Origin of the sequence: Rheinheimera sp. 1928-s (assembly GCF_029269265.1) — a bacterium.
In the GTDB taxonomy this organism is placed as follows: Bacteria; Pseudomonadota; Gammaproteobacteria; order Enterobacterales; family Alteromonadaceae; genus Pararheinheimera.
The window spans coordinates 21,431-41,272 of the sequence record NZ_JARIXP010000004.1 but is presented as its reverse complement, the minus strand read 5'-3'; the positions used below and the strand labels follow the sequence as shown (position 1 = coordinate 41,272).

The following is a 19,842-nucleotide window of genomic DNA, read 5'->3' as shown; positions in this document are numbered from 1 at the left end:
TGAGATCAAGCTTCAGTTTCAGCCAACTCCACTGCTGTCAATTCGCCAGTTTCTTCACCAGCCACCGGAATTTTTTCACATAAAATCCAGTCTTTTTCATCCACCCAGTTTTGCGCACCACCGGCTACAGTGCGGATTGGCACTATATAACGGCACGAGGTCTGAGGTTTAACCGAAGCAAAGATGGGCACAAAGCCAAAGTTCAGCGCGGTTTCGATCAGCGCCTGTTGGTTATGCGGGTCAATATCGGCTGCTTCGTCGATATAAATTGGAATACGGTATTTACCGCGTTCACGCTCAGACAATAACTGGCGGATAAATAACATACCGCACAATAACTTAATGGTAATACGGGTCCCGTTAGAGCCTGCTGAGTCAATTTTGTCAAAGAACTCTATTTCACCGGCTCGATTCACTACTTTAAAGCGGATATCAAACAAGTCGGATAAAGTTAAACCACCTTTTTCACTGGCGGCCTGAATTAAATAGTCTTTGGCTGCCTGTACTTCACGCTCATTGCTGCTGGCGTTAGGGGCCAATAAATCCAGCGTATCCCCTTGCTGATAAGCTTCTGAGGTGGTCAGAATAGTATCGATATGGCCAACCAATAAAGCGCGGTCGACAATTTCAATTTTAAAATCCTGCAAGTTGGAAATCTGATGACGCCAGATACCGCGGTTAAAGCTATTTAGCTCCCTGTGTAGACGGTTTAAATCATCACGTAAGCCTTTGAGCGTAGACGCCACTTCAGTCAAAGCGACGCGGGCACGACGTTCAATAGCTTCACGCTCTTTGTCTAAATGATGGAAAGCGCTGATTAGTTTCTGGAACTTCAGCTCTTCATCGGATTCGACTTCAAACTTAGTAATACCGGCGTTAAAAATAAACAGGTAGGTGTTTTTGATATTAACGTCGATAAGCTTCAGCTCATTACACTGCTTATTAAAGTCGCGTAATACGTCGGCTAAGTTGTCAAAATCCAAGGTCACTTCAATAGGATAAGGTGTGACTTTGCCTGAGTAGAAATCGAGCTGGAAGTCGATCCGCTCTTTTTTCTCTTGCTCAATACGTTCGGCCTGACGTTTAATTTGTTCCTGCTTATTGCCGACTAAGTTGCGACGATCAGACAGGGTAGAGGCCTTGTGCTGCACTTCAGCCAACTGTTCCTGCAGCTTGTCTTCTTCAATTTCAAGCTCGGACTGCAATGCCTGTTGCTCGTCACTGAATTCCAGCATTTGCTGGTAGCGGCCAAATTTCTTAATGTCTTCTTCGGCTTGTAACAGATCCTGATACAAACGGTCTTTCTCGCGGGTTTTACCGGCCAAATCACCAGCAACAGCTAACTGCTGCTCCAGCGTATGTAAAGTTTGCTGCAGCGCATCAATTTGTTCTTTCAGCTGGATTTTGTTCTCTAAGCTATTTTGCTCTACCGGCTGCAAATGATGCAGGTCAATCACCACACCAGGTAAATGCAATTTGCCTTGTTTAAAGCAATCGGCAATTTTCTCCAGCTGCTCTGAAAACAGTGCATCGTCCAGAATTTCAATATCACCGCCACCAGTGGTCGAAAGCGACAACAAATCCGGATTCAGAATGCGGGTAATTTGCTGTACTTCCGGCAGGCTTAAATCTTCGCGCAGACGGGAATACAGGTTAAATTCGAGGTTTTTCAGCTGCAGCTTTAAGCTTTGCAACTGCTTGGCACTCTGGCTTTTTTGATGCGCCAGAGTTGTGGCATTAACCTGACTGGCACCTTGTAAGCTGTGGCTTAACTGCTCGTAGGCTGCGCGGATATTGCTTAAGTTGGTCTGCAAGGTGGCTTCATTACTTAAGCTGAATTTTTGTGACAGACCATCAAATTCGCCAAACCATTGCTGTAACTGCTGCTGACGGCCAGACAATTCTTTAATTTGGCCAACATACAAACGTTGACGTTCTTCCAGCTGGCTTTTCTCAGCCAATAAGCCGGTCAGCTGCTCGTTTAATAGCTCTTGCTGATCGTCAAAGTAGCTATGGAATTCAGTTAAAGCCACATCCAGCTTAGGAGCATAAGTCGCTAAACGGCCTTTGAGTACAGAGCGGTTTTCCAGCAGGCTTTCAAGGGCTGTGACAGCTTCCTGTTGGTTTTCCAAAGCTTTTAGCTCACGTCTGTCTTTATTGACCTTTTCAAAGGCGTTGTGCCAAACCTGATAAAAATCGACCTTAGGGTCGCCTAAATGCCGGGCAAATACAGGCAATAACAGACGTTTTACATCCTGAGCGGTCAGGCGGTGCAGGTTCAGAATACGACGGAAAATGTCTTTGTAGACGGGTGCATCAGAAACGTTTGCTAACGGGATCATCCGAAGATTGATGCGGCTGTCAAAAGGTGTGGCACCACCTGTCAGCATGGCATTCAGTTCAGACTGTTTTAATTCAATAGGATCAAAACCTAAACTGCGTAAATGATGGTCCAGCTTGTTGTAACGCACATAACTTTTGCCATCTAAATAATGGTTTAAATCCAGTTTGCCTTTGTAGCAAAAATACTGGAAAGCGTAACCTGCAATTTTACCCCGACCAGCTACCCCAATGACGACAGGGCCGTCTGGCAAATTAGCTTCCAGTAGGATATAGCTTTGGTCTGTGCCGAAGTAAAACTTACGGGTTTCGTCTAAGTCGTGGCCGTCCCACTCTGTTAAACGCAAATCGTTAATCAGTGGGAACTGCAGGGCGTTGATCACCGAACTTTTACCCGTATTGTTGGGTGCGCAAATAGAGGACGAGTCATCCAGCGGGATCACACATTTGGCGTAGCCAGCAGTATTGAGCAATGCAAGTTTGGTTAAGCCATACAGCTCTGATTTTGTTGAATTAAGCTGCTCAGACATCTGCATTCTCCTCTGTTACAGCGCTGTGATCCACATCCATCAGCGCGTCTAAATAACGATACACAGGGGATAATAATTTGATCTGATCGCCGCTTGGCCGCGCCAGGCCATAACGTAACAAGCGGTTGGCGATTTCACGTTTCATATCGGTCACTGAGAAAATTTCCAGTTGCTCAAATAAGTGGTATTGCTGTTGTAACAGCTGGCCCCAAATTTCTGTGGTAATTTCATGTTCAAACAAAGCCCGCAGTGGGTCCTGGCCTTTATCGGCATAAAACTCCACCAAAGCAAATAAAGTCAAAGCAAACAGACGGGAAATTTTACCCATGCTGGCGGTGGCATCATCCACTTCAAAATAAAAGAAACCACGGCTGTCGCGTTTTAATGTATTGCCTAAAGCACCAAACAGAGCTGTGTAGGAATCTTCCTGCAAATCCAGTTCCTGCCACAAGGCAAAATCCTGTTCGCTGATATGGTAACCGTTCGACAGCTTTTTGCTGATTTCAGCCAGTTGGGTCAGTTCATCTAAGTTTAATTGCATTTATAAAGTCCCGGCTTCGCTGCTTTGAAAAGGGTGTAAGGTCAGCTTATAACCATTGAGTGTCAATTCTGTATTGTGTTCGCTGTGCTGCAGTGTCAGCTCATCCGAGCGTGATAGCTCCTGATAGAGGAAAAGCAGCTCATCTACTGGTAATTCAGGGTAACTGTCGGCCAGCCAGCGACTTAAATCCGGCAGTTTTTTCAGCGCTTTGGCTTTGTGGACCACGTCTTTTAGCTCTGGCACCTGCATCAGCATACTGTGGTTGCTCAAAATCTCTTCTGGTAACTGATAGGCATCGTGTTCGTACTGACAAAGCTCAGCCATATAGCTGGTGATTTGATTGGCTGAACCTAAAGAGAAACGCTGACTGTCGGAGCTGATGGTTGGCACTAAAGGTTCCAGCGTCAGATCTATGCCTTTTTTACGCATCTGACCCAATAAGAAGCTGGCGTTACGGGACAGCAAAGTATTACGGCGCAGCTCATCCCTCAGTGGCATCAGTAAATCAGCACAACGGCTTAAACTCTCACGGCCTACCTGGTTCATTTCAATCAAGCGGGTGCGCAGCTGAATAAGCGTCTCTTTTTCGGTATTCAGCGTGCCAGTCACTTCGATGATCTGCAGTAACTCACTGAGCATAGCTTCCACATCAGAAACGGTTTTCTGGAAAGGGCCGTTGATGTCGACCAACGCTAATACTGGGTCTATATAGTCATCAAAAGCATCCATCACAGCGGCATAACGCCTGGCCAGGCTGAGCTTGCCTTCGTCTGCTTTAGCGCGTTCGACAAGCGATAAAATGGCGCTTTCATTGTGACCAAAGTGCTTCAGTACTTCACGAATACGTTCGTCCATCACCCGTGAGAAGCGACGCAGTTCGCTGCTGTCACGGCTTTGAGCCGCCTCCTGCATACGTTCTGATAAACGTTTTAGCTCCATGATACGACTTTCAATATCAGTCGCTAACCCAAGCTGCTGTTCCTGCATTAACTGCTGGGCAAATTCCAGCACAGAACGATTCAGCTCCAGTTGGCTGGATTTAGCCAAAGGGATCAGAATTTCAAGTTGCAAAAAACGCTGGGCTTCACGGAACACCTGTTCACTGCTCAGGCCATTGTTATGGCGCAGGATCAGATGTTGTACATCCTGAAAACTGAAGTTGCCGCTGGCACTTCGTTCGACCAACTGCTCAATGACAGTCCAATGCTCATCTAAGCAGCGGATAATTTTACGTGGCGCTATCATTTGTCCTTTCTTTTCATACGTATCATAAATATTTCACAAATGTGACTTTGGTAGGGTAGTGGCATCTTGTCTGGGCTGGTAGAATACCGCCCCGCAAATTCCTTCCTTTTCCACAACAATTAAGCTGGTACTACATCATGGTAAGCGCAGTAATTTTGGCTCTGGTGGCAATCGCCTTTGTGATGATCGTTATAGAGGATATTATCCACGTAAACAAGGCAAAAACGACACTTTTTTTCGGTACTCTTTGCTGGATCCTCGCTTTTATTTTTCCAATGCACGGCGCTACAAGTAGCGAAATCAGTGAGCAGTTGAATCATAACTTATTAGAAATAGCTACTTTGTGGTTGTTTTTGATGTCAACTATGACTTTTGTCGCTTATCTCAATAGCAAAGGCTTTATCTCTCAAATTGTGCAGCGTTTATTGCCTGCCGAGCTGTCTGAACGTCGTTTGATGTTTATCATTGCAGTCTTTGCTTTTATTTTCTCGTCATTTGCCGACAACGTGACTGCGACGCTAGTGTCTATCGCCGTCATCAGCAGTATTAAACTGGAAGTGAAAAAACGTATTCAATACGCCACCTTGATTATTTTTGCTGTCAATAGCGGTGGCGTGTCGTTGATCACAGGTGATGTGACCACCCTGATGTTATTTTTAGCGGGCAAAGTGACCATCACGAATTTGTTATTGTTAATTCTTCCTTCGTTATTTGCCGTCGCTGTATTGGCAATTCTGTTGTCACGCAAAATGACAGGTCGTATTGTGCTGGAGAAATCCCCTAAGCCAATAGAAAAAGCCGATGTGATTATTGCAGGTATTTTTGCAGCGACTATAGGCTCTACACTGTTGTTTAACATTCTGTTCCAGATCCCGCCTGTACTGACATTCCTGTTTGGTTTAGGCGTGATGTTCTTAGCGGCTCAGTACCTGCTGCGTAAAAAGACAGGTGTAAATATTCTGCATTACATCCGTGAGGTGGAGTTTGACACCTTGTTGTTTTTCTTAGGGGTTTTGCTGCTGGTTGGTATTCTGAAAGAAATTGGTGTGCTGACCAATATTACGCATTTGTATCAGTATTTAGAGCCAGTGCAAGCCAACTACCTGATGGGTATTTTGTCTGCGATGATCGACAACGTGCCTTTAACTGCGGCTTTGTTAAAAGCAGATTTAACCATGACGACAGCAGAATGGCTGACTTTAACGTACGCCACTGGGGTAGGTGGTTCTATTCTGATCATAGGTTCTGCGGCCGGTATTATTGCCATGAGTAAAGTCAAAGAACTGACCTTTGGCACTTACTTCAAAATGGCAGGTTACCTGCTGGGCTGCTACAGTCTGGGTTATGTAGGGGTGTATTTTATTGGCCAGTTTGCTTTGGCTTAAGGATGAAAAACTGTAACTAAATTACAGTTTTTCTAAAAAGACGGCTAAACGGCTGTTGCCTTTTGTAAAAAAGTCACTTAAGCTCTGCGCCGTCAATCCTATGTGATTGTGATATACCCCCGCCCGTATTCAAGAACGACGGGGAGTATACCCTAAGTAATTGGAGTTGCAGCGCGACGACAAGTGCGTGAGACGCCAGGAGCATAGTAGTCCTATGTGACTGGGGCGAGGGCACGCAGTCAACAAAGCTGCAGCTTCAAGAACGACGGGGAGTATACCCTAAGTAATTGGAGTTGCAGCGCGACGACAAGTGCGTGAGACCCCAGGAGCATAGTAGTCCTATGTGACTGGGGCGAGTGCACGCAGTCAACAAAGCTGCAGTTTCAAGAACGACGGGTATAGACCAGAAGAGGAGCGTTAACCAGGTAGAACATCTCAGGCTGCTACAAGCCGCAGGATGTTTGAGGGGGATTAACGCCGAGGACCAGATGCTGTAGCGGCAGATAGTCCGGTTGTTAAGGCTGAATCCTTACGACTGTCACCTGTTTTTTGTGGTGGAGAGCTTCTGGCCTTTGTGTGTCTGTGATCAGTTGTCTGCAGCATAGTGCCTGCACCACAACTTTATTTACTGCCTGCAAATGCCATGCTCTGCCTTATGACTTATTGATAAGGAGAGACTCGAATGTCTAATCAACTTATTGTCGCCAAATTTGGCGGAACCTCAGTGGCCGATTTTCAGGCTATGTCCCGTTGTGCTGATATTGTGTTAGCCGATCCTAGTATCCGTCTGGTCGCTGTCAGTGCCAGTTCAGGCGTGACCAATTTATTGGTCGATATCACTAAACAAACTGAAGTACAGGCCCGCTATGCATCCTTTGAAGGCATAGAGCGTATTACTTTGGCTGTGCTGAATGTTCTGCAACAGCCTGAAGCTGTGGCCGCTCAAATCAACACCTTGCTTGCTGATTTACGTAACCTGATTGAAACTGGGGGGGCTGTTTATTCCGGCGCGCACAAAGATCTGATCCAGTCTTTTGGTGAACGTTTAAGTTCAGTGTTATTTACTCAGGTGTTAGTGGAACGTGGCGCTGCTGCCCAGTGTTTTGATGTGCGTCGCGTGCTTCGCACCGACAGCCGCTTTGGTAAAGGTGAACCACAAATCGATGTTGTTGCTGATTTGGCACACACTCATTTATTGCCTTTACTGCGTGAAAATATTGTTGTCACTCAAGGTTTTATTGGTGCAGATGAAGCCGGACAAACCACGACCTTAGGCCGGGGCGGTTCAGACTATAGTGCAGCTTTATTGGGTGAAGCTTTAAATGCTGCTACTGTGCAAATTTGGACAGATGTAGTGGGTATCTTCACCACAGACCCACGTTTGACCTCTGATGCCCGTTGTATTAATGAAATCAGTTTCGATGAAGCGGCTGAAATGGCTACTTTTGGCGCTAAAGTATTGCACCCTGCCACCTTAATTCCGGCTATGCGCCGCAATATCAAAGTTTTTGTCGGTTCAAGCCGCGAACCAGAAGCGGGCGGTACCTGGATTGCTAAAACGGTCGAGCACAAACCTGCTTATCGTGCCATTGCTTTGCGTAAATCCCAGACTCTGATCACGGTAAAAAGCCCGGCGATGTTACATGCAGCAGGTTTTTTAGCCCGGGTTTTTGACATTCTAAGTCGTCATCAAATATCAGTGGATTTAGTCACTACCTCAGAAATTTCTGTGGCTTTAACCTTGGACGAATCTGCAGGCAGCGCTTTTAATTCGGCGATAGAACCAGCGATTGACGAGCTGAAAAGTTTCTGTGAAGTGTCAGTCGAGCAGGGCTTAAGTCTGGTTGCTGTGATAGGCAATCATCTGCACAGCACCAAAGGGGTGACGGGTGAGCTGTTTAGCGCTCTGGAGCAAATTAATATGCGACTGATTTGTCACGGGGCTTCGCGCCACAACCTGTGCTTTTTAGTTCAGGATGCGTCAGCTGCTGCTGTGGTGAAAGAGTTACACCAGAAGTTATTTAATTAAAAAAAAGGTGTCAGAGCTTAAGGCTCTGACACCAGTTTCAATCAGACAAACAGCTGTTTCATATCCTGATAAATAACCACAAACTCAGGAGAGCGGAAGAAATCTACACCTGTAATTAACCCTCTGTCAGCAAAAGGTTTTAACGCAATACGAGCTTCGGTTTTATCTTTGGCAAAACCTTTTTGAATAGTGGCGATACGAATAAAATCCAGGTAATTGGCTTTATCTGTGTGAGGCAATTTGGTATTCCACAGCTCAGCCACTTCGACTAGTTCATCCGGAAATTCCCATTTACGTAAAATACTGCCACCTATGCCACCAGCCAAATCCGTGATACAGCCAGCGATAAAGTCTTTGTCACCAAACTGTTCCAGATGTTTTTCTGCTTCAGTCAGAATAGGCAAAGCACCAATATTATGAATTAAACCAGCCAAAGTCATGGTGTCAAAATTAACAGGGCTGGATTTTAAATTACGGTTATACAACTGCATCGCCGCCAGAGCCACTGAGGCCACTTCCAGCGTGTCTTGCCATACTTTGCCCATCATGTCTTTAATCAGGCTGGAGTGAGAGACAAATAACTGTTCCACCGCCATAGCTGTTGCAATGTTTTTGATATAACGCAGGCCAATGCGGGTAACGGCCTGGTGTAAAGAACTGACATGCACTGAACGGCCTAAAAAGGCGCTGTTGGCAATTTTCATCATACGAGCGGACATGGCCGGATCGTGAGAAATAATATCCGCCATCTGATTTAAATTTACATTTGGGTCTTCTGCCATTTTGCGGATACGTAAAGCAATTTCAGGAAGACTTGGCAGCACCAAGGTATCACTTTGAATTTTTTCGACCAGCAAGCTTAATAACGCGTTTTCGTTTGACATAAACTGCAACCTTGTGACAATAAAAAAGAACTATCTGTTTGTGCTGTCTTGTTATTTAATTCATAGACGGACGCTCTGATTATTAGCGAATTCCATTGCCTTTGCCCAGTAGCAAAACAAAAGAATTTTTCATTTTGTCCAGATGCTGGGAATTATTCTGCGTCTTTATCCTGAATTTGAAACAACTTGTCACGGATTTGCCAAAAACGACCGTCTTTGCGGGCTATGATGGCCCCTGGCGGCTGAAATCTGTGTGCCTGTTGCAGCACTTTGTGCACTGTCGCGTCAACAAATGGCCTGTGCCTGTCTACCAGATGAGGGGGCACAAATAAATTTAAAAACTTTTGTTTTTGAGCTTTGGTTTGCAAGCTCCAGTATTCAGCTATTTCTGCGCCATCAGCTGAAAAATAGCTGACCTTAAGTGAGCTTTTCCCTTCTTTACTCTGATGACTTTGCAGTTGCATCCTGGTGACATAAAGCACCAGCGCATCTTTTAAACTTAAGGCTTCTTTTAGCTTCTTATCCGGATCAACCAATACCAAACCACAGTCACCACAGTGGCGGGCTGCTATATCATTTTCTGCACCACAGTCCGGGCAAAACTTGGCTTTGAAACGATAACCGCAGGCATGAGGCTTTCCTTGTTCGTCCTCTTTATAGCCCTGACAGCGGCGGCCGTAATGCTCCAGTACTAAGCCTCTGTCGTCAGTTTTGCCCCAGAAATTATTAAAAAAACCACAGAGTGGGCAGGGGATAGTAACCAGTTCAGTGCCAGGTTCAGGCCGCAATTCACCTATATCAGGTTGCTCCAGATTAAATCTGTTGCCTGCATAATCCAGCACCAGACAATCGGTTTTACCCGGGCTTAAGCGCAGGCCACGGCCAACAATTTGCTGATACAAGGTGACAGATTCTGTGGGACGCAAAATAGCAATTAAATCGATATGAGGGGCATCAAAACCTGTGGTTAATACCGCCACATTGACCAGATACTTCAGCTGCTTTTGTTTAAAACTATGGATCAGCGCATCCCGTTCTTTTTGGGGAGTATCGCCTAAAATCAGTGCAGTGTGGCCGGCTGGTAAATAACCCAAAATTTCGCGGGCATGGGCTGTGGTCGCGGCAAAAATCATCACGCCCTGCCGACTTTGGGCTTGTTGTATCACTTGCTGAATAATTTGGGGCGTGGCACGTTGTTGCTGGTTGATGCGTAAATCCAGATCCGCTTCTTTAAAGTAGCCACTGGCTGTGGGTTTTAAACCCGCGAAGTCATAGCTCAACACTGGAGCATCCATCAGCACGGCAGGCGTTAAATAACCTTCACCCAATAAAAAGCGGATAGGTAAATCGAAAATACAGTATTTAAAAAAACGCGGTTCAGTAGTGCGGATAAGACCTCGACTGTGATACTGATAAATCCAGCCAGAACCTAAGCGGTAGGGGGTGGCCGTTAAGCCCAGTACTTTTAAGTCTGGGTTTTGGGCCTGTAAAGCGCGAATGACTTTTAAGTAGCTGCTGTCTTCGTCATCGCCGACACGATGGCATTCGTCAATGACCAATAAGCTGTACTGCTCAGTAAATTCATCCAGATTGCGAGCTACCGACTGCACAGAGGCAAACACCACTTTAGCCGCGGTTTCTTTACGGCCTAAACTGGCCGAAAAAATAGCGGCCTCTAAGCTATAACTTTGGTATTTGGCATGATTTTGCTCCACCAGCTCTTTGACATGAGCCAGTACCAGCACCCGGCCACGGGCCAAGCGCGCCAGTTCTGCTATGACTAAGCTCTTTCCTGCGCCAGTGGGTAATACCAGCACTGCTGCATCCTGCTTTTGGCGAAAATGTACAAGAACAGACTGCACAGCTTGTTGTTGGTAAGACCGAAGTTGAAACATCAGAGCGTTTTACGCAAGAAGAAGGGGCGATAAAAGCGCCCCTTGAGAAAGATGACGACCAATGATTACTGAATGCCCTGATTAGAAAAAACAGTGGCACGGTCAGCTAAAAAGGTGATTTTGATATTTTTTTCATCATCACCCCAGCGGCAACTTTTGGTGCCCACTGCTTCGTCACAATGAGTGGCAGTACCTAAAATATCCGTCACTTCCTGGTACGTCATACCGGCTTTTACCTGATCATAATTGTCTTGAGTCAGTTTGCTACAAGCTCCGACGAACAGCAGAGCCGCTAACAAAACCACGATTTTTTTCATAACAGATTCCTTGTGTTATTTTAATGTCTAAAGTGTTGCCGCCACAGCTGACTCTGGCGGAGTAAAACGTTTTACCTGAATAATCACGCCTAATCGCGGATGATCCAGATAATGGATCTGACCTAAGGTTAAGCGGGCACTTTGTTTAATCGCAAGTTGCGCCGGCTGGTTGTTATCCTCATTCTGGCGCAAGTAAAAAGTGCCATCAAACTGAATAAAGCGACCTAAACGTAACTGAACTAAAGAATCAAATTGCCACGGACTAAACCAAAGTTGCAAGCTGCTCTGACCTTGTTGCACTGCGGCCAGTTGTTGCTGCACTTGCTGCATTAAATCAACAGTTTGTCCTGCGTCTGTATTTTCATCCGCATGGTAAGAGCCTGCATACCAGTGGCTGCGGCTGTTACGGCCTGAGACCAGAGGCTGACGCCAGGCTGTATGCACCAGCAGTTGTTTGCCCGCTTCACGCTGTAATTGATACGCCAGATTTTTCAGCTGTAAATCATTTGGCCCTACTAAGTAAGCCGTATCTTTGGCAACTCCGTCCCCAGTAAAGGTAGCAGGAATTTGCGCTGGCGCTGGCAACTGCAAGGCCAACTCTTCAGTACTTAATGGCCGGCTTATTAACTGACCATCCATATCCCATTGTTCCATCTGGCAATTCTGCATATTCAACTGAAATAAAGACGCTGTTACCGGCTCTGGTGCTAACTGCACATCGAGAGAATCTTCTGCAACCAGGCTTGGCTGCTCCTGTTTATTCTGCTGATGTTCGGTTAATAGTTGCTGAATTTGCTGCTGTACAGTGGCAGACACTGGCTGTGCAGGAGCCGGGGCTGACAAGGTTGGATCAGCCTGTGCTGGTGTGCAGGCTGGTATAGCTTTAATTAAATCAGCTAGTGTAGGTTGCACTAAAGGACGCATCAAATCCATCGCATTGCTGGTTTTAAGCGCCGCTGTAGGAGCTTCAAACTGCTCTTTTAAACTGTTATTGGAGCTTCGGCTAAAAGCGATCAGTTCAATTTCATACCAGCTGTTGGCAAAGACTGTGGTTGTGGCGAATAAACCTACCAAAGCCAGTCCCAGCGATGTTAAACGCAGATGTTTCATGATGCTCCTGTCTGATGTTTAGCAAAGTCATCCAGCATAAAGCTGACAAAGGCGAATCTGCTATTAGTATCAGGTAAATCTTTGATAAATTTCAGTTTACTACCGCCTTCCAATTTAAATACTTTCGACTGAGTCTGGATCAGCTGAATAATGTAAGACGGGTTCACTGAAGTCCGTTCGGCGAATTCTAGCACACCACCTTTGCTGTTGGCTTCCAGTCGTTTAATTCCAAGTGTCTGCGCCTGCATTTTTAACTCTGTGATTTTGACTAAGTTTTTCGCAGCATCCGGCAATAAGCCAAAACGGTCAATCAATTCTACCTGCACATCATCCAGTTCCTGCTCGTCGCGACAGGAGGCTAGACGTTTGTAAAAGGATAAACGTAGGCTGACATCCGGAATATAAGAATCCGGCAGCAGGGCAGGCAGTTTCATATCCAGTTCGGTTTGTTGAGTTAAAAGTGCATCCAGACTTGGCTCTTTACCGGCCTTAAGCGCTTCTACAGCTTGCTCCAGCATTTCCATATACAAACTAAAGCCAACAGATTCAATTTGGCCGCTTTGCTCATCTCCCAATAGCTCGCCTGCTCCGCGAATTTCCATATCCTGACTGGCGAGTGCGAAACCAGCACCTAGATCTTCTAAAGCTGAAATGGCTTCCAGACGTTTTTCGGCATCTTTGGTTAAGCGTTTTGGCGGAGGCGTCAATAAATACGCATAAGCCTGGTGATGCGAACGGCCGACACGGCCACGTAATTGGTGCAACTGTGCCAGACCAAAGTTATCGGCTCTGTTGATAATAATGGTATTGGCGGTGGGCACATCTATACCAGTTTCGATGATGGTCGAGCACAGCAGCAGGTTAAAACGCTGATGGTAAAAATCAGCCATGATGTTTTCCAGGTCACGCTCACGCATCTGGCCATGAGCTATGCCAATTAAGGCTTCAGGCAGCAGTAAGGCTAAATCAGCGGCGGCTTTTTCTATACTGGCTACATCGTTATGCAGAAAATACACCTGACCACCACGGGATATTTCCCGAAGCACAGCCTCGCGAATTAAGCCTTCTTCATGTTCACGCACAAAAGTCTTGACCGGCAAACGTTTGGCAGGAGGAGTAGCGATAATAGATAAATCACGCATGCCAGACATCGACATATTTAAGGTGCGTGGAATTGGCGTTGCTGTAAGCGTCAGAATATCGATATTAGCTCGCAGCGCTTTGATTTTATCTTTTTGCCGCACACCGAATCTGTGTTCTTCATCAACAATCAAAAGGCCTAAATCTTTAAAGCGAATATCGTCCTGCAGCAGTTTATGGGTGCCTATCAGAATATCGACTTTGCCTTGTTCGGTTTCTTCCAGTATCTGCTTTTGCTCTTTGCTACTTATAAAACGCGACAACACCGCCACTTTGACCGGCCAGTTGGCAAAACGGTCGCGGAAGTTTTCAAAGTGTTGTTGTGCCAAAAGCGTGGTTGGCACTAAAACCGCCACTTGTTTATTGTCATTGACTGCAACAAAAGCCGCACGCATCGCCACTTCTGTTTTGCCAAAACCTACATCACCACAGACCAGACGGTCCATGGCGCGTTCGGTTTGCATATCGTTTAGCACTGCAGCTATGGCATCGAGCTGATCAACGGTTTCTTTATAAGGGAAACCATCGGCAAACAGCTCGTACTGGTCGGCTTCCAGTTTAAATCCATAGCCGGTTTGGGCGGCACGCTGCGCGTAAACATCCAAAAGTTCTGCGGCAACATCCCGTACTTTCTCTGCCGCTTTACGCCGGGCTTTTTCCCAGGTGTCGTTGCCAAGCTTATGCAGTGGCGCATGATCCTGATCCGAACCTGTGTAACGGCTGATTAAATGCAGTGATGAAACAGGCACATACAACTTACTGGCACCAGCGTATTCAATGGTGACAAATTCAGCACTGATGCCCGCAGCATCCAGCACCTGCAAGCCCTGATAACGGCCTATGCCATGCTGTAAATGCACTACAGGCTGGCCAACAGAGAGCTCCGCCAGATTGCGGATGATGGTATCGCCGGAGATTTGCTGGCTGTGTTTACGTTTACGGCGTTGGGTTACTTTGTGGCCAAACAGCTCGTTTTCACTGACTAAAGCTAAAGGCTCGTCGCCTGCTTTGGCTTTGCCAGAGCTGGCCTTCAATAAACAGCCTTGCTCCAACGAACCTATGACAATACCTAAATCAACCTGGTCTGTTAAAAACTCTTCGACGGAGGCAAACTGCTGCAAGCGAATTTGGTTACGTTGCATCAATTGTAATAAACTTTCGCGCCGGCCTTCAGATTCTACGAAAAACAGCACACGGCCTTGTTGCTTTTTGATCTCAACAATAAATTGCTGCAGCTTTTCCAGCGGGTTTTTCAGTTGATGATTAACCGTCAGCTCTGGCAAATCAGCCACAGCGGCATTGGATTGTCCGGCACGCTCCGGCAATTCAGCCCGGCTTAAACGTAAGCGTGGCCATTGTTTGAGCTGAGCGAAAAACTCATCGACTGCTAAGTACAATTCCTGCGGTTTTAAAATGGGCTTGAGTAAATCGATTGCTCTATCCTGATAACGACGTTGCAAGTCGTGCCAGAAACGTTCTGCTGCAGCCTCCAAATCACCGACCGCCAGCATCACTGTTTGTTTAGGGAGCATCGAAAACAAAGGTGCAGATTGCTCAGCAAAGAGTGGCAGATAATATTCGATACCAGCAGGCATAAGGCCCTGGCTGACCTGCATATAGAGCGATTCTTTTTCGCTGCGCGCCGGGAAACGTTCACGATAGCGAATACGGAAGCGTTCTATCGCCGCTTTATCCTGTGGGAATTCGTGAGCAGGCAAGAGTTCAATTTCATTGACTTGCTGCACAGTGCGCTGATTATCTGGGTCGAACAGGCGAATGCCATCAATTTCATCGTCTAAAAAGTCAATACGATAAGGCAGAGTACTGCCCATAGGATATAAATCGAGCAAGGAACCACGCACTGAAAACTCGCCATGCTCCATCACTTGATCCACAGCACGATAACCCACTGCGGCCAGTTGTTGACGCAGCGCTGTTAAATCCAGTTGCTGGCCTTTTTTGAGTACCAGGCTGTATTGCTGTAAATAGCTGGCGTCGGTTAAACGCAGCAAGGCCGTATTCAGTGGCACTATGACTATGCCGTGCTGCAAACGAGGCAGGCTGTACAGAGTTTTTATGCGCTGGGAAATAATATCCTGATGCGGTGAAAATACATCATAAGGCAAGGTTTCCCAGTCAGGGAAAGTCCAAACATCTGCAGCGTTTTCATGGAAAAATACCGTCAGTTCCTGCTCTAAACGAAGGGCTGTGGTGGTGTCTGGCACTACAACCACATAAAGGCCTTTCTGGCGTTGATACAGCTGATAAATGGCCCATGGCAAGGCAGCGCCGGACAGACGGCCCCATTGTTTTTGATCGGTGCTGGAGGTGGGCGCTGGTAATGCTTCAATGCGGATCATCAGAGAAATTCTTTACTCGTTATAAAAAGACCGTTGTTTAATATGGTCTGTTGGTTTATTTAGGTTCAACATAAGTCACTGTTTACTACTGTTGAGTCTGCTGTGCTTGTTGCTGGCGTTGTTCCGCTTTACGTTTTAGTTGTCTGGATTGTTCATGCAAACTGGCTCTGACCACCATATCTCTGTCTTCATCCCGAATACGGCGAAACAGAATTTTGACCAGATAACCGGTTTTTTGTTCTGGTTCTGTAGCTGCTTGTTCTGTCACTTCCAGCACCTGACCTAAACAAAATAAAGCGCCATCATTATTATCTAAAAACAGTTTCACTTCATAGAGTTGGTCTAACGCCACTGCTTTATCCATCCACACCTGTACACCGGATCCACCGTAACTAAAAGTAAAAAAACGACAGGCCGGATCATCCTGGGAGCGCAGCACATAATGAGTTAATGCATCCAGTTTACGGGCTTGTTGCTGTAAATAATGCGCCAAATCAACGGACAAATCTTTCACTGCATTAAAGGTACGAATGGATGAATTGTTCAGCAGGCTGAGCTCACTGGTCATCTTAAAAGCGTCAGGAATAAGGCGTAAAAAGCCATCCTGGTCCGGCAAAGGCTCGGGAAAAGGCACTAAATTGACCGTCGTTTGGTGCTCAATCTGAAAGTAATCGGCAAATTCTGCGACTAATTCTGCGGCTGTGTTTGTATTGCCAGGCTGTTGCATAAGGATACCTCGGGTAGCAAGCTTGTAACCTTAACGGATAATCACTATTATCGCAGCAATTTCTTCACCAACCCAAGTGGAAGTCTGTGAAAAGCTTGCAATTCCCCCTGAGTGTCCGTATTGGTTTGCGTTACAGCCAGAGCCGGAAAGGACATGGGTTTTTATCTTTTATTACGCTGTTTTCTGTCACAGGTATTTTTTTAGGTGTGATGGCGCTGACTATTGTCAGCTCTGTCATGAATGGTTTTGAAGCTGAGTTAAAAAAACGTATTTTAGGGGTGATCCCGCATTTAATAGTGCAGAGTACGCCAGAACCACAGCTTGATATCGCATCTTTGCAACAACAGTATCCACAAATTCAGCAGGCAACGCCTTATTTGCAACTGGAGGCTTTGGCACAAAGCCCTGGTCAACTCACTGCTGTGTTATTACAAGGCATAGAGCCGGATCAAATCCCGTCTTTTTTACAACAATCTTTGGTTGCTGGTGACTGGTCTGCTTTAACAGCTCAGCCTTATTCTGTGATTTTAGGTGCTGGTCTTGCTAATGAATTAAAGGTCGGTCCTGGTCAACAAATTCGTTTGTTGTTGGCCGAAGGTGGAAGTTTTACGCCCATGGGCTGGTTGCCGCGCCAGCGTTTGTTCACGGTCGCTGGCTTAATTAATACCGGCTCTGAAGTAGATAACGGCGTGGCATTATTGCATTTACCTGATTTAAAACGACTGGGCAGCAAGCAACAGGATGCCCCACAGTGGCGTTTAAGTTTAACTGAGCCTTTTGTTGCTCCAGCATTAGCCGACGAGCTTATTGAGTTTCCTGCTGTCGCCAAAGTCACAGACTGGCGTGACAGTCATGGCAAATTGTTTTCTGCTGTGGCCATGGAAAAAGCCATGATGTGGCTGATGTTGCTGCTGATAGTGGCCGTAGCGGCTTTTAATATAGTGTCTGCTTTGGTGATGATGGTCACAGAAAAACAACGTGAAGTAGCCATCTTAAAAACTCAGGGCATGACAGACGCTCAGCTTTTTACCGTTTTTGCCGTACAGGGTATGAATAACGGCTTGCTTGGCACTTTAAGTGGTGCTGTAGCCGGTATTGTGATCGCATGGCAGCTCAACAGTATTTTGTCACTCTTGGGTATTAGTGTGGTGGCTGGGGTGGCTTTGCCTGTGGATATTCAGCCCGTGCAAATCTTTTTTATAGTGGTATCAGCTTTGGTGCTGACGGCCTTGGCAGTGGTTTATCCAGCCTGGCGGGCAGTGCAAGTACAACCAGCAGAAGTTCTCCGTGATGAATAGTTTCCTCGTCGTCGATTACTTAGAGGAAACAGAGGTCGCAGTTTTGTTTACCGGGCGCTCTCGCTCCGCAACATCAATTACTTTGGGTAGAGTTTAATGACCAGTATTTTAACGGCCCGTCAAATCAGTAAAAGCTACACGGATGGTGCAAATGTCACTCCGGTGTTGCATCAGGTCAGCCTTGAAGTCAAAGCCGGAGAAATGCTGGCCATAGTCGGCAGTTCTGGTTCAGGAAAAAGCACCTTGTTGCATATTTTAGGCACTTTAGATCAGCCAGACAGTGGTGAACTGACCTTGTTAGGCAAAGCTGTAGCTAAGTTATCCGCCAATGCCAAAGCAAAACTCCGTAATGAAAAACTGGGTTTTATTTACCAGTTTCACCATCTGCTGATGGATTTTACTGCACTTGAAAATGTGGCTATGCCACTGCTGATCCGTGGCGAAAGCAACGAAAATGCGGAGCAAAAAGCGGCCGCTATGCTGCAACGTGTGGGCTTAGGACACAGGGTGGCTCACAGACCTGCTGAATTGAGTGGCGGTGAGCGTCAGCGTGTTGCTATAGCCCGGGCTTTGGTGGGGGAGCCAGCGTTAGTTTTGGCCGATGAGCCTACTGGTAATCTGGATCATCAAACTGCAGAAAGTATTTATAAGTTATTACGTGAATTAAACCGTGAGTTGAAAACCAGCTTTATTGTGGTGACCCATGATTTGGCGCTGGCGAAAAAGCTCGATCAGCAATACTGGATGCGTGATGGTCATTTAGGCAAGACGATGGATGGCTTAAGTCATGGCTAGTTTGTCCTGGCAATTGGCGCAGCGGTATCGCAAAAGCCGTAACAGCAACGCTTTTATCCGTTTTATTGCGGCGTCCTCCACTATAGGCATTGGCCTTGGCGTGGCTATTCTCATTCTGGCCTTATCTGTAATGAACGGCTTTGAGCTGGCATTAAAAGACAAGCTTTTGTCTGTTATTCCTCATGTCGAATTACAGGCGGTGTCGGACCCTATTCAAAACTGGCAGAAAAAAATTAAGCCATTGCAACTGCATCCAGGTGTTGTAGCGGGTGCGCCTTATATCAAAACCAATACCATGATCCGCAGCGGTGCGAAAGTCAAAGCCGCCAGCTTAAGGGGTATTGATTTGCAGCTGGAGCAAGGCATCAGTGCTTTAGGCTCTTTTGTTGTGGCTGGGGATCTCGCCCAAATCAGCGAACATCAGATTGTACTTGGCAAAGGCATAGCTGACGAAGTGCAGGCCAAAGTGGGGGATGAAGTGCAACTGATGCTGCCGCAAGTCACTGCGGATGGCAAACTGGCCAGTCATAAGCATGTCAGTTTAACCGTAGTTGCCATCGTCAGTATTGGCGGCCAGCTCGACTATCAGCAGGCTTGGGTGGATATTTCGGCTTTGGGGTCCTGGCTGAACTATCCGCAGGGCGCAGTTCAGGGGTTTGCCTTTAAAATTGACGATATTTTTGCTGCGCCTTTGTTGTCCAGAACCTTAGGCAGTATGGCGACTGACTATGTCTACATGCTGGACTGGTTCCGCATTCAGGGGCATTTGTATAACGATATTCAGATGGTGCGCAGTATTTTGTATCTGGTGTTAGTACTGGTATTGGCTGTGGCCTGTTTTAATATTGTTGCAACTCTAGTGATGGCAGTGCGGGAAAAACAAGGGGATATAGCCATTTTACTGACCATGGGCATGCCCAGAAGCCGCATAGTGAAAGCTTTTATGTGGCTCGGCTGGCTGAATGGTTTGACAGGTACTTTAGTCGGTGGCCTGGTAGGGTTGCTATTGGCCTGGCAAATAGAACCCTTGTTTCGTTTAATTACCAGCCTGACAGGTTTTAGCTTGCTGGATTCCAGTATTTATTTTGTTGATTATGTGCCTTCTCATATCGAACCCATGCAAGTGGTGATCACCATAGGCATAGCTCTTATCATGAGCTTACTGGCGACTATTTATCCTGCATTAAGCGCCAGCAAAGTGCAGCCTGCCTTTGTGTTAGGACAAAGATAGTTTCTGACGCCAAGT

Annotated in this window: 14 protein-coding genes and 1 riboswitch; of the genes, 5 read left to right on the top strand and 9 right to left on the bottom strand. The window is 46.4% G+C overall.

Translation table 11 applies throughout. The annotated features are described in order from the left end of the window. Positions 1-5 precede the first annotated feature (5 nt). From P3C17_RS10560 to P3C17_RS10550, 3 genes are read right to left on the bottom strand one after another with little or no spacing between them, the layout of a single operon-like run. The gene (locus tag P3C17_RS10560; protein WP_300929407.1) at positions 6-2,870 is read right to left on the bottom strand and encodes an ATPase; all 2,865 of its coding nucleotides are present in this window, start codon (positions 2,868-2,870) and stop codon (positions 6-8) included. After that, positions 2,863-3,411, bottom strand: coding sequence for a hypothetical protein (locus P3C17_RS10555; RefSeq protein ID WP_053424906.1), 549 nt, complete (start codon positions 3,409-3,411; stop codon positions 2,863-2,865). The genes P3C17_RS10560 and P3C17_RS10555 overlap by 8 nt, the downstream gene beginning before the upstream one ends. After that, positions 3,412-4,656: a hypothetical protein gene (locus tag P3C17_RS10550; RefSeq protein ID WP_300929406.1), complete on the bottom strand. Its 1,245-nt coding sequence runs from the start codon at positions 4,654-4,656 to the stop codon at positions 3,412-3,414. Positions 4,657-4,793: 137 nt separating this feature from the next. Here P3C17_RS10550 and nhaD point away from each other — a divergent pair, with 137 nt between their 5' ends. Further along, positions 4,794-6,041 (top strand): sodium:proton antiporter NhaD, encoded by a 1,248-nt coding sequence (nhaD, locus tag P3C17_RS10545; RefSeq protein ID WP_300929405.1) that lies wholly within the window; start codon positions 4,794-4,796, stop codon positions 6,039-6,041. 399 nt (positions 6,042-6,440) lie between these two features. Beyond that, a riboswitch (Lysine riboswitch) is annotated at positions 6,441-6,614 on the top strand. Positions 6,615-6,723: 109 nt separating this feature from the next. Next, entirely contained in the window at positions 6,724-8,070 is a 1,347-nt protein-coding gene (gene lysC / locus P3C17_RS10540; RefSeq protein ID WP_300929404.1) for a lysine-sensitive aspartokinase 3, read from the top strand. 41 nt (positions 8,071-8,111) lie between these two features. Here the strand turns inward: lysC and P3C17_RS10535 are convergent, their stop codons facing one another. From P3C17_RS10535 to P3C17_RS10510, 6 genes are all read right to left on the bottom strand, one after another. Next, positions 8,112-8,954: an HDOD domain-containing protein gene (locus P3C17_RS10535; protein ID WP_300929403.1), complete on the bottom strand. Its 843-nt coding sequence runs from the start codon at positions 8,952-8,954 to the stop codon at positions 8,112-8,114. A 152-nt stretch (positions 8,955-9,106) separates the two neighbouring features. Next, entirely contained in the window at positions 9,107-10,849 is a 1,743-nt protein-coding gene (locus tag P3C17_RS10530; RefSeq protein ID WP_300929402.1) for a DEAD/DEAH box helicase, read from the bottom strand. A 65-nt stretch (positions 10,850-10,914) separates the two neighbouring features. Continuing rightward, positions 10,915-11,166 carry an outer membrane protein assembly factor BamE gene (gene bamE, locus P3C17_RS10525; RefSeq protein WP_300929401.1) on the bottom strand — a complete coding sequence of 84 codons (252 nt, stop codon included), beginning with the start codon at positions 11,164-11,166 and terminating at the stop codon, positions 10,915-10,917. Between the two features lie 27 nt (positions 11,167-11,193). Further along, entirely contained in the window at positions 11,194-12,276 is a 1,083-nt protein-coding gene (locus P3C17_RS10520; protein WP_300929400.1) for a CsiV family protein, read from the bottom strand. After that, positions 12,273-15,776 carry a transcription-repair coupling factor gene (mfd, locus tag P3C17_RS10515; protein ID WP_300929399.1) on the bottom strand — a complete coding sequence of 1,168 codons (3,504 nt, stop codon included), beginning with the start codon at positions 15,774-15,776 and terminating at the stop codon, positions 12,273-12,275. The genes P3C17_RS10520 and mfd overlap by 4 nt, the downstream gene beginning before the upstream one ends. A gap of 85 nt (positions 15,777-15,861) precedes the next feature. Continuing rightward, positions 15,862-16,503 (bottom strand): PilZ domain-containing protein, encoded by a 642-nt coding sequence (locus P3C17_RS10510; protein ID WP_300929398.1) that lies wholly within the window; start codon positions 16,501-16,503, stop codon positions 15,862-15,864. 86 nt (positions 16,504-16,589) lie between these two features. Between P3C17_RS10510 and P3C17_RS10505 the strand changes: the two genes are divergently transcribed. From P3C17_RS10505 to P3C17_RS10495, 3 genes are all read left to right on the top strand, one after another. Continuing rightward, the gene (locus tag P3C17_RS10505; RefSeq protein WP_300929397.1) at positions 16,590-17,801 is read left to right on the top strand and encodes a lipoprotein-releasing ABC transporter permease subunit; all 1,212 of its coding nucleotides are present in this window, start codon (positions 16,590-16,592) and stop codon (positions 17,799-17,801) included. 96 nt (positions 17,802-17,897) lie between these two features. Continuing rightward, complete coding sequence (lolD, locus tag P3C17_RS10500) at positions 17,898-18,596, top strand: lipoprotein-releasing ABC transporter ATP-binding protein LolD (protein ID WP_300929396.1); 699 nt, start codon at positions 17,898-17,900, stop codon at positions 18,594-18,596. After that, the gene (locus P3C17_RS10495) at positions 18,589-19,827 is read left to right on the top strand and encodes a lipoprotein-releasing ABC transporter permease subunit (RefSeq protein WP_300929395.1); all 1,239 of its coding nucleotides are present in this window, start codon (positions 18,589-18,591) and stop codon (positions 19,825-19,827) included. Before lolD ends, P3C17_RS10495 begins: the two co-directional genes overlap by 8 nt. Positions 19,828-19,842 lie beyond the last annotated feature (15 nt).